Origin of the sequence: Deinococcus rhizophilus, assembly GCF_030271215.1 — a bacterium.
GTDB classification, from domain to species: domain Bacteria; phylum Deinococcota; class Deinococci; order Deinococcales; family Deinococcaceae; genus Deinococcus; species Deinococcus rhizophilus.
In genome coordinates this window covers 1-9,277 of record NZ_JASNGB010000113.1, presented here as the reverse complement: position 1 = coordinate 9,277, position 9,277 = coordinate 1, and the positions used below count along the sequence as shown (strand labels likewise).

At 73.7% G+C, this 9,277-nt stretch carries 7 protein-coding genes; 3 read left to right on the top strand and 4 right to left on the bottom strand.

Going from position 1 to position 9,277, the window contains the following annotated elements; all coding sequences use genetic code 11:
* On the bottom strand, nucleotides 1-189 hold a 189-nt coding region (locus QOL99_RS11640), incomplete at its 3' end, for a hypothetical protein (protein WP_285524027.1).
* A 150-nt stretch (nucleotides 190-339) separates the two neighbouring features.
* Between QOL99_RS11640 and QOL99_RS11635 the strand changes: the two genes are divergently transcribed.
* Together QOL99_RS11635 and QOL99_RS11630 are read left to right on the top strand one after the other, a co-directional pair.
* Nucleotides 340-1,191: a VOC family protein gene (locus QOL99_RS11635; protein ID WP_285524026.1), complete on the top strand. Its 852-nt coding sequence runs from the start codon at nucleotides 340-342 to the stop codon at nucleotides 1,189-1,191.
* A gap of 138 nt (nucleotides 1,192-1,329) precedes the next feature.
* Complete coding sequence (locus QOL99_RS11630; protein ID WP_285524025.1) at nucleotides 1,330-4,452, top strand: GAF domain-containing protein; 3,123 nt, start codon at nucleotides 1,330-1,332, stop codon at nucleotides 4,450-4,452.
* A 405-nt stretch (nucleotides 4,453-4,857) separates the two neighbouring features.
* Here the strand turns inward: QOL99_RS11630 and QOL99_RS11625 are convergent, their stop codons facing one another.
* Nucleotides 4,858-5,742: a DNA repair protein gene (locus QOL99_RS11625; RefSeq protein ID WP_285524024.1), complete on the bottom strand. Its 885-nt coding sequence runs from the start codon at nucleotides 5,740-5,742 to the stop codon at nucleotides 4,858-4,860.
* Nucleotides 5,743-5,942: 200 nt separating this feature from the next.
* On the opposite strand from QOL99_RS11625, the gene QOL99_RS11620 reads away from it, so the two are divergent.
* Nucleotides 5,943-7,667: a GGDEF domain-containing protein gene (locus QOL99_RS11620; RefSeq protein WP_285524023.1), complete on the top strand. Its 1,725-nt coding sequence runs from the start codon at nucleotides 5,943-5,945 to the stop codon at nucleotides 7,665-7,667.
* On the opposite strand, the gene QOL99_RS11615 is transcribed toward QOL99_RS11620, so the two are convergent.
* Both QOL99_RS11615 and QOL99_RS11610 read right to left on the bottom strand, forming a co-directional pair.
* Nucleotides 7,639-8,277: a response regulator gene (locus QOL99_RS11615; RefSeq protein WP_285524021.1), complete on the bottom strand. Its 639-nt coding sequence runs from the start codon at nucleotides 8,275-8,277 to the stop codon at nucleotides 7,639-7,641. The two genes, QOL99_RS11620 and QOL99_RS11615, sit on opposite strands and share 29 nt — an antisense overlap.
* Nucleotides 8,278-8,296: 19 nt before the next feature.
* On the bottom strand, nucleotides 8,297-9,277 hold a 981-nt coding region (locus QOL99_RS11610; protein WP_285524019.1), incomplete at its 5' end, for a sensor histidine kinase.

Below are 9,277 nucleotides of genomic sequence, written 5' to 3'. Positions count from 1 at the left end.
TCCCGGCAGTCCGGCCAGCATCCCGGCGGCGAGGTCGTGCGCCCCGGTCGCGCTGCCGGGGGTCGCGTAGAACTGCTGGCTGTGGGGGGCGCGGGGGTCGGCGGGGCGCCGCAGCGCGGGCACGAAGGTGTCGGTCAGCGCCCGCAGGGTCCGGCGCTGGGTGGGGCTCAGGGGGGCAGGCTGGGACACGGCAAGGCACTCCGGGGGGCAGGAAAAAGGCCGGGTCCGGTGGCTCCGGCGCGGCAACACTTCACGGGCAACACGTCAGGATCAACGTTTCGGGAGTTTGGTGGACCCAGTCTAGCAAAGCCCCGCCCGCCCCCGGAGTACGCTGCCCGCATGGCTTCTCCCATCCTCGACCTCGCGGGCGTGACGCTGGAGGTTGGCCACCTGCCGCGCGGGGTGCGCTTCTATACCCAGGTGCTCGGCCTGACGCTGCTGCGCCACGACGGGAGCCGTGGCGTGGCCCACTTCCGGGTGAACGACACGCAGACGCTGACGCTCTGGAAGCCCGTGACCCGGCAGCCCAACGACCCCCGCCTCGCGCCCCTGCACGTGCGGGGGGCCTCGCACCTGCATTACGCGTGGCAGATTCAGCCCCACGAACTGGACCGCTGCAAGGCCCTGCTGGACGAGCACGGCCTGCCCTGGCAGGAGATCGACCTCGGCACCCCCGAGCGGCCCGATCCCACCGTGTACTTCTTCGACCCCTTCGGGCATGGGCTGGAGCTGCGCGGGGTGGACCTCGCGGACGGGCGGCAGCCCGCCTACCCGCCCACGCCGGGAGACGGCGAGCGTGGCCCCCACGCCCTCCCGGTGCTGGGGCTGCGCGAGGTGGCGCTCGCCTTCGTGGACTACCCGGCGATGAAGGAGCGGCTGCCCCGCGCCTACGGTTTTGCCTTTGCCAAGGAGCAGCCGGACCGCGACTTCGCGCAGTTCACCCTGGGCCCCGGCCCTGAGCCCGACGGCAACGGCACCCCCCGCCGCTGGCTGTACGCCTGGGACCCGCAGGTGGGGCTGGCCGACATGTTTGGCGGTGACCACGTCTACGCCCAGTTCTACGCCCATCTGGACGAGGTCCGCCGCCGGGTGCGGGCGGCCGGGCTGCCGCATGTGGAGGCAGAGGGCCGCCTCACCGTGCGCGACCCGGAAGGCCACGTCTTCGGGTTCCTCGCGCCGCCTGCGGGCTGAGGCTGCGGGCTGAGGGGTCAGGCGGGCAGGCTCCGGCCCTCCGGCCGCGCCGCGCCCCGTCTCCGCCCCGGCTCCGTTAGAATCCACAGCCGATATGCCCCTGTTTTCCGGTTCCCTGTCTGCCCTGGCTCCCCGGCGATGAGCCGCCCGGCCGACCCCGCGGCCCCCGCCCTGCTTGAGCTGCTGGACGCCGGAGACGACGCCCTGTTCCTGCTCGACGGCGAGGGCCGGTTCGCGTATGTCAACCGACCTGCGGCGAGGCTGGCGGGGATGGAGCCGGAGGAATTGCTGGGTCTGGTGCTGGAGCGCGACCTCGGCGGGCGCTTCAGCCCCCGCTGGCCTGCCGCGAGGGCCCACGCCCGCCGCACCGGGCAGCCGACCGAATACGAGTCCCACAGTCCCCTGACCGGCGGCTGGGTCCGGGTGCGGGTGGTGCCGTGCGGGGACACGCTGGCCGTGCAATTGCGGGACGTGACGGCCCTGCGCCGCGCCGAGGCCCTGCAGAGTCTCGGCGCGGCGCTGGCCGAGGCCCGCACGTCGGCAGGCGTGCTGGAGGCGCTGCTGCGGGGGGTCGTGGTCGCCGCCGGGGCGGTGGGGGGACAGGTCGTGGACGGGGCAGAGGCAGGTCGCCCGCCCCGGGCCACGACCGGTGAGGCGGTGCCTGCCCCCGAACTCGCGGCCAGGGTCCAGCAGACCGGGCAGCCGGCATTTCAGACCGGAGTCTCTACGGGTGAAGCCTCTGTGACCGCAGACCCCGTGGCTGCCCACCCTGTGCCCCTCGCGGCCCTGCCCTTGTGCGTGGACGACGGGGTCTGGGGGGTGCTGGTCCTGACCTTCGCGGCGGGCGAGCAGCGCGGGTTCGCGGCGCCCGAGCAGGCTTTTCTGGACGCACTGGCGCAGCAGGGGGCGCAGGCGCTGGGGCGGGTGCTGGCCGAGGGGCGCCTGGCCCGGCAGGCCGAGGTGCTCGACGCCCTGGGCCGGGTCGGGCCGTCGGTCGCCGCCGAACTCGATCTCGAACGGCTGATGCAGGCGGTGACCGACGCGGGGGTGGCGCTGAGCGGGGCCGACTACGGGGCCCTGTTCTACAACCCGTCCGGCGCGGAGTCCTTTCCCCTCTACGCGCTCTCGGGGGCGCCGCGCGAGGCGTTCGCGGCCTTTCCCGCGCCGCGCCCGACCCAGGTGTTCGGGCCGACCCTGACCGGGCAGGCGGTGGTGCGCTCGGGCGACATCACCCGGGACCCCCGCTTCGGCCACAACGCGCCCTACCGGGGGCTGCCGCCGGGGCACCTCGCCGTGCGCAGTTACCTGGGGGTGCCGGTGGTGTCGCGCTCGGGGACCGTGCTGGGCGGCCTGTTTTTCGGACACGCCGAGCCGGACCGCTTCGACGAGCGGGCCGAGCAGCTGCTGGTGGGCCTCGCGGCGCAGGCGGCGGTGGCCCTCGACAACGCGCGGCTCTACCAGGAACTGCACGAGGAACGCGCCCGGCTGGGGGCGCGCGTGGCGGAGCGCACCCACGAACTCGCCGAGCAGGCCGCGGCCCTGGGGGCCTTTGTGCGTTTCACCGAGGCGGTGGGCACCCGCACCGACGTCTCCAGCCTCGCGCAGGAGGCGCTGGGGGTCTTCCGCTCGTTTTTCGTGGAGTGCAGCGCGGCCTACTACGAGCGCGAGGGCGAGCTGTGGCGGGCCCGCGTCTGGACCACCGACATCGCGCCGGAGGTGGTGGCCTCCATCACGGGCGGTGTTCCGCTGGACGCGCCCGCCTTCGCCGAGGCCGAGCGCACCCGCGAGCCGGTCTTCGTGGACGGCTGGAACGCGGGCGAGCAGCAGGTCGCCGCGACCGAGGACTACGGCACGGTGGCCCTCTACCCGCTGGCCGTGGGGGCAGAGGTGCCGGGAATGCTCGCGGTGGGCCTCAAGACCGAGGGCCAGTGGTCCGAGCGAGGCCGGGCGATCGTGCGTTCGGCCGGGCGCAGCCTCGCCCTGTCGCTGGAGCGGGCCGACAGTGCCCGGCAGCTGGCCGCGCAGCGCGACGCCCTCGCCGCCCGCACCCGCGCCCTGGAAGCCTTCGCCGACCTCTCGCGCGACCTCACCCTGGAAGCCGACGCCGGGGTGCTGATTCGCCGGGCCCAGGAGATCGTGCTCTCGCTGCTGCCGGGCGGCTACTCGGTGTACTGGGAGCCGGAGGGCGAGCGGTGGGTCAAGCGCTCGCAGGTGGGCGACCTGCGCAGCGAGACCCTGCAGCGCGAACTCGACGCCGGGCTGCCGCTGCGGGAGACGCCCACCATGTGGGTGCCCCTCCAGACGGGCGAGCCGCTCTACCAGGACACCTACGACGGCGACCGCGACGGCCTGGGCGATCAGGTCAACCACATCGCGGCGGTCGCCTCGCTGCCCGTGCGGGTGGGGGACGCGGTGCGCGGGGTGATCGTGGTGGGCCTCTTCGGGGGGCGCAGCTGGACCGGCACCGACCGGGCGGTGCTGGACACGGTGGCCCGCAGCCTCAGCCTGACCCTGGAAGGCGCCGACAAGGCGCGGGCCCTGCAGCGGCGCACCGAGGACCTCGAGCGCAGCAACGCCGAACTCGAACGCTTCGCCTACGTCGCCTCGCACGACCTGCAAGAACCGCTGCGGACCATCGCCAGCTTCACCGAGCTGATTGTCAAGCGCCACGCCCACAGCCTCGACCCCCAGGGGCAGCGGTACCTCGACTTCGTGGTGAAGGGCGCCGAGCGCATGAAAAGCCTGATCGACGACCTCCTCGTCTTCTCGCGCCTGAACGCGGTGCAAGAACCCCTGGTGCCGGTGCCCAGCCGGGAACCGCTCGCCGAAGCGCTGGCCCGGCTGCACGGCGCCGTCGAGGCCGCCGGGGCGCGGGTCGTGACGGGCGAGTTGCCCACCGTCCTGGGCGCACCGGGCGAACTCACCCAGCTGCTGCAGAACCTGATCGGCAACGCGGTCAAGTTCCGCCGGGAGGGCGCCGTGCCCGTCGTGGAGGTGGGTGCCGTGCGTCAGGGCGACGAGTGGCTCTTTACCGTGCGCGACAACGGCATCGGTTTCGAGCCGCAGTACGCCGAGCGCGTCTTTCAGATGTTCCAGCGCCTTCACCTGCGCGAGCACTACGAGGGCACCGGCATGGGCCTCGCCATCGTCCGCAAGATCGTGCAGCGTCACGGGGGCCGCGTCTGGGCCGAGGGAGAGCCGGGGCAGGGCAGCGCCTTTCACTTCACCCTGCGGGCCGCCGGAGCCGGGGAGCAGGAATAAGCTCAGGGGTGGACCGACGCCCCCTTCCTCAGCGCCTGTTTCAAAAGTCAGCTAGGGTTCGTGGACTTCCCAGTCAACAGACAACGGAGTCTTTTACCCCTCCCCCCTTGCGGGGGAGGCTGGGACTGGTACAGCTCCGCAGGAGAGGGGGGAGCCGCAGACGGCTTCCGGGCGCACTCCACCGACCATGAGGACTCTGGTCCCACAGGCTCTCGGGTCTGNGGGACTGGTACAGCTCCGCAGGAGAGGGGGGAGCCGCAGACGGCTTCCGGGCGCACTCCACCGACCATGAGGACTCTGGTCCCACAGGCTCTCGGGTCTGCCCCTCCGCCGGGAAACCGGCTCCCAGCACCACAACCCCCCCCCCCTCCTCGCGGAAGGGGGAGAGGGGGGAGGCGGGGTCTCTCAGCGCAGGCCGCCGCTCAGGACGGCCGCCAGCCGCTTCGTTCCGGCACGTTGCAACTCGTCGAGTTGTTCGGCGCCCTCGCGCAGCAGGGCCTTCCAGCGGTCGAGGCTGCGGCCCTCGGCGCCCTGCGCCCGCAGCACCGCCGAACTGACCGCGAAATGCGCCTCGGGCAGCAGTGCCAGGGCCCCGCTCGCTCCAGCGTGCCGGGCCCCCAGCAGCGCCCCCAGCATCCCGACGCTGTTGGAGCGCTCCATCAGCTCGCGCTGGAAGGTGCGGTCCTTGACCGACGCGATCACGTCCCAGGCCGCGTCGGCGAGCGCTGTGGTGGGCGAGGCAGGTCGGTGGACCTCCACCGCCAGGGTCTCCCCCTGCCGCCAGGTGCGGGTCCACAGGCCGCCGCGCTCCTGGGTCCAGTGGGTCTCGAAGTCGCGGGCATCCTCGACCAGCACCCTGAGCTGCCCCAGGCCGGGCCGCAGGGTCACCCGGTGCCCGTCGGGCAGCACCCCCCACTCGCTCAGGCCGTCGGCGCCGGGCGCCGTCATCACCGCGTAGGTCGCGGCGACGGTCTGCGGCCCCTCGCTCACGCGGGCGCGTTCGGCCCCGTCGACCAGCAGGGCGATCTCCAGACCCCCCTCGGGGCGGCGCAGCTCGGCCGCGTGGCGCAGGTGCAGCAGGCCCAGGCCCCAGCGGTCGTGGGCGAGGCGCAACTCCTCGCTCAGCGCCGCATTCAGGCGGTCCTCGCCCACGCCGTCGGCGAACAGGGCGGGCGCCTCGCTGCTCACGCCCGCCGTGGCGACGAGGTCGGCAAATTGGGTCAGCACGTCCGCCCTGACGGCGGCGGCAGGCTGCTCGGTCACGTCCTTTTTCCTGGTGGCTCGGGTCATCGTTACCTCGGTGAAAGTCAGGGGGCGTTCTGTTGTGAACAGATCAAATCCGCCCATATTATGTCACAAACGGCGTCGTCAGGCCAGCTGTGGCGGGTGCCCGCCTGAAGGTGTCTGCTTGAAAGTGTGCGCTTGAAAGTGTCCGCTTGAAAGAGTGCCGTCAGGAACCGCGCCGTAGGCTGGGCGTGGAGGATGGGGCCTTGGGCTACACGCTGGACGGACGACTCGCGACCGTGCTGACCGCCCTGGGACGGTCGGCGGGCGACGACGTGCTGGCCCGTTTGCCGGAGCTGCTGGCGGCCACCGGCCCGGACGCCGCCGAGGTCGTGGCTCCCGGCGCGGGCGAGGTGCCGCTGCGCTGCGGCAGCGAGGTCGTGCGGACGCTGAGGCTGCCGCCCGGCGCTCCCCTGGGGTCGTGGCTGCTGTTCGCGGCCGGGGTGAGTGCCCTGCTGGAGATGGGGGCCGGGCAGGCGCGGGCCGAGCGGCTGCACCGCCTCACCGAGCAGCTGGCCGGGCAGGGCGAGGACCTCGACCTGATGCGGCGCATTCTGGAGGGCGTCGTGACCGAGTTCGGGCTGCGCGGCGCCCAGGGCCTGCGCGACCGCCACGGCACCCTGCACCCCGAGAGCTGCTGGCGGGTGGGCGATCCCGGCCCCCTGCCCGAGTGGAGCGCCGACGAGCGTGCGGCCCTGCGCGGCGGTCACCCCACGGTCCGCGAGGACGGCCTGCTGCTGCCCCTCGCCGGGCGCTGGCGGCCCCGGCTGGCGATGTGGTTCACGGCGCCCCCTGGCCGCGCGTGGTCGCCGCACGACCTCGACCTGCTGGGAGCGATGGCGCACGCGGCGGGTCTGGAGTTCGAGCGGGTGCAGCTCACCCGCCACATGGCCGCGCTGCTGCGGCTTCAGGAAAACCTGCTGGCCCTGGAGGCCGAGGCAGCCTACCGCCCCCTGCTGCAAGAAGCCCTGCGCATCATTCCCGGTGCCGAGACCGGCTCGCTGCTCGTGCGGGAAGGCGACGTCTTCCGCTACCGGGCCGCCATCGTCCACGACATGACCGAGTTGCGGGACGTCACCTTCACCCTGGAGGACGTGCGCGACCGCTGGTATGGCCTGGGTCTGGATGCCTGGACAGCCGGGGTCCCGCGCGTGCTGGTGCAGCCGGGACAGGCACTGAACGGCACCGGCCACACCCGCGCGGGGGTCTGGGTGGACGACCTGCTCCCCTCGGTGTACGGCATCTCGGCGAATGTGGGAGTCCCCGTCCTGTACCGGGGCGAGGTCTACGCCTTTCTCAACATCGACGCGCGGCATGACCCCCACGCCTTCGGCGGGGACTCGGTGGAGGTGGCCCGGACCTTCGCCCTGCACGCGGCGGCGCTGCTGCGCGAGACGGCCCAGCGTGCCCGCATCGAGGAAGCGGCCCGCACCGACGTGCTGACCGGGCTGCCCAACCGCCGCGCGTTCAGCGAGTCGCTGGCCCGGCAGGTCGCGGCGGCCCGGCGGCAGGGCAGCGCCCTCTCGCTGCTGGTGCTGGACGCCTCGAACTTCAAGGCGATCAACGACCGCCTCGGGCACGTCGCCGGAGACAGGGCGCTCCGGCAGATCGGCGCGGCGGTCACGGGGGTGCTGCGGGCCGGGGACGAGGTCTTTCGCTGGGGCGGCGACGAGTTCGCGGTGCTGCTGCCCCGCACCGCCGCGCCCGAGGCCGAGACGGTGGCCGGGCAGATTCACGCGGCGCTGCGGGGCCAGCGGGTGGGGGGGCTGCCCCTGCACGTCACGGTCGGCGTGGCGGGGACCCGGCCCGGCGAGCTTCCCGACGGCGACGGCCTGCTGCGCCGCGCCGACGCCGCGATGTACCGCGCCAAACGCGAGGAACAGCGCTGCGCCCCTGCTGTCCTCACAGCAGTCCCTGCCGCAGCGCCTTGACCGCCGCCTGCGTTCGGTCCGCCGCCCGCAACTTGACCAGCACGTCCTGCACATGCAGCTTGACGGTGCTCACGCTGATGCCCAGCCGGGCGGCGATCTCGCGGTTGGGGTGGCCGTCGGCGATCAGGCGCAGCACCTCGGTCTCGCGCGGGGTCAGCGGCGGGGCCGAGTCGGGGGCCCGCACGCCGCCCAGCACGTGGTGCGCGATGCGGGGGTCGAGGTACGCGCTGCCCGCCGCCGCCGCCCGTACCGCCAGCAGCAGCAGCTCGGGCGTCTCGCGCTTGAGGCAGTAGGCCTCGGCCCCCGACGCGAGGGCCGCGAACACCTCGTCGCGCAGGTCGTGCGCCGTGAGCATCACGATCCGCACCTGCGGCCAGCCGCGTTTGATCTCTGCCGCTGCCCGCACCCCGTCCATGCCCGGCAGCCCGATGTCGAGAACCGCCACGTCCACCGGCACGCGGGCGAGCAGCTCCAGCGCTTCCTCGCCGCTGCGGGCCTCGGCGACCACCCGCAGGTCGGGTTCGAGTCCCAGGGTGGCCCGCAGCCCGTCGCGGGTAAAGGCGTGGTCCTCGACCAGCAGCACGCGGATGGGGGGGGTGGGCGCCTTCATCCCCGTCAGGCTACCCCGCCTACCCCGCCCCCGCGCGTGGCAGGGTCAGGGTCAGGACGCTCTGGGCGCGGGCGGTGCGGGCGTAACTCACCGTGCCGCCGTGCGCGTCCGCGATCTGCCGGGTGAGGTACAGGCCCAGCCCGGTGCCGCCCCCCGCCCCCCCGCCCCGGAAACGCCCGAACAGGGTCGCCTCCCGCGCGGGGGGCACGCCCGGCCCCTCGTCGGTGACTGACAGCACCGCCTCGTCCCCGTGCCCCCGCAGGGTCACCCGCACCGTGCCGCCCGGCGGACTGAACTTCACCGCGTTTTCCAGCAGGTTCTGCACGGCCCGCCGCAGGTCGTGCGCCAGCCCGTGGACGCTCACGCCGTCCAGCTCCGGCTCGAAGACCACCCCCCGCGCTCCGGCCCGCTCTGTCAGCTGCCCGATCACCCCCAGCGTCAGGTCGCGCAGCTTCACCTCGCGCCGCTCGCCGCCGGGTTCGCCGCTCTCGTACTTGGCGAGCAGCAGGAGCTGGTCGGCCAGCGCCAGCAGCTCGGTGTTCGCCTCCAGGCCGTTGTCCAGGGCCGCGCGGTAGGTTTCCGGGAGGGGCCCGTAGGCTCCCCGCAGTGCCGCCCGCATGTTCATGGAGTTCGCCAGCAGCGGGGTCCGCAGGTCGTGCGAGAAGGCGTACACGAGGTCTTGCAGCACCTCCCCGCGCCGGGCCAACCGCTCGCCCTGCACCCGCAGGTCGTCCAGCAGCGCGGCCCGCTCCAGCGGCGCTTGCAGGGTCGCGACGGCCCCTCGCAGCCGCTCCGGGGGAAGAGATGGGCGGGTGATCAGCACCAGCAGGTCCTCCCCGTCCCGGCGGCGCAGGTGCCCGGTAAAGGCGAGGGCCGCCGCGCCGCCCTCCTCCCCGGTGCGGGCCAAGCCGGTGCGGGCCAGCACCTCCAGCGGGAGGCGGCGGCCCAGGTGCGAGGGAGCGTCCGGCGGACTCAGCCCGTACGGTTCGCGCAGGGTGGC